The organism is Ramlibacter monticola (assembly GCF_016722785.1).
Classification (GTDB): Bacteria; Pseudomonadota; Gammaproteobacteria; order Burkholderiales; family Burkholderiaceae_C; genus Ramlibacter; species Ramlibacter monticola.
On record NZ_JAEQNE010000018.1, the window covers coordinates 1 to 1,460 of the forward strand.

Consider the following 1,460-nt stretch of genomic DNA (forward strand, 5'->3'; position numbering starts at 1 on the left):
GGTGAATTCAACTCGTCGTAGCAACACGTCCTGATTGGAGGTGTTGATGAAAGCGAAGAAGCGGAAGTCGAATCGGTCACTACGCGCGAACCTGCGCTCGCCTGGTCGACCGCCGGTGTTGCATCGAGCGGAGCGATGGCCGTTCTGGGAGGCGATCGCTCAGGGGTATTCGAGCGAGGACGCAGCTGCGATCGCTGGGGTGTCGCAGCCCGTGGGCAGCAGATGGTTCAGAGAATGCGGTGGTATGCCCCCATCGCACCTTGCCCCTTCAGCACCAGAGCCGACCGGCCGGTACCTTTCCTTTTCAGAACGCGAGCAGATCGCGTTGGCGCGGGCTCGAGGCGATGGTGTTCGAGCGATCGCGCGACTACTGGGACGATCTGCTTCGACGATCTCACGCGAGCTGCGGCGCAACGCGGCTACGCGCGGCGGTGGCTTCGATTACCGGGCCCACACCGCCCAGTGGCACGCCGACCGCGCCGCGAAGCGCCCAAAGCCTGCCAAACTGGTGACCAACCCGGCGTTGCGCCTGTACGTGCAAGATCGACTCGCCGGAAGCATCGCGACTCCGGGCGGCAAAACGCTTGCTGGGCCGCAGGTTCAGTGGAAGGGTCGCCGTCATGGGCGCAGGCAGTCCCGACGCTGGTCACGAGCTTGGAGCCCGGAGCAGATCGCGAACCGCTTGTTGATCGACTTCCCCGAAGATACTTCGATGCGCATCAGCCATGAGGCGATCTACCAGGCACTGTACGTGCAGGGCCGCGGGGCGTTGCGCCGTGAATTAACGGCCTGCCTGCGCACCGGCAGAGCGCTGCGCGTGCCCCGCGAACGTGCCCGCAATCGAGGCAAGTCCTTTGTAACGCCAGAGGTTCTCATCAGCGAGCGTCCAGCGTGCATCGAGGACCGCGCAGTACCCGGTCACTGGGAAGGCGACCTCATCCTCGGTCTGGCGAGTTCGGCGATCGGCACCTTGGTCGAGAGAACAACACGTTATGCGATGCTGCTGCACCTTCCACCGCAACCTGGCCACGGCCACCAACCGCGCGAAAAGCACGGTCCCGCGTTGGCCGGTCATGGTGGCGAAGCCGTGCGTGACGCAATCACGCAGGCGATGTCGTCTCTGCCCGAGCAGCTTCGACGCTCCTTAACCTGGGACCAAGGCGCAGAGATGAGCCAGCACGTACGGCTCTCGATCGACACCGGCCTTGAGGTGTACTTCTGCGATCCGCAGAGTCCATGGCAGCGAGGCACCAACGAGAACACCAATGGACTGCTGCGGCAATACTTCCCGAAGGGAACAGATCTCAGCGCGCACCGGCCCAGCGATCTTCAGGCGGTGGCACTCGCCTTGAACACGCGGCCGCGCAAGACACTCGGCTGGCGCACACCAGCTGAAGCTTTCAATGAACTGCTACGCTCGGCACAACGAAACAGCGTTGCGACGACCAGTTGAACTCGGG

General features: G+C 63.7%; 1 protein-coding gene. It reads left to right on the forward strand.

The genetic code is table 11. From position 1 onward, the window contains the following. Positions 1–46 precede the first annotated feature (46 nt). Positions 47–1,453, forward strand: coding sequence for an IS30 family transposase (locus JJ685_RS29535; protein ID WP_201677984.1), 1,407 nt, complete (start codon positions 47–49; stop codon positions 1,451–1,453). Positions 1,454–1,460 lie beyond the last annotated feature (7 nt).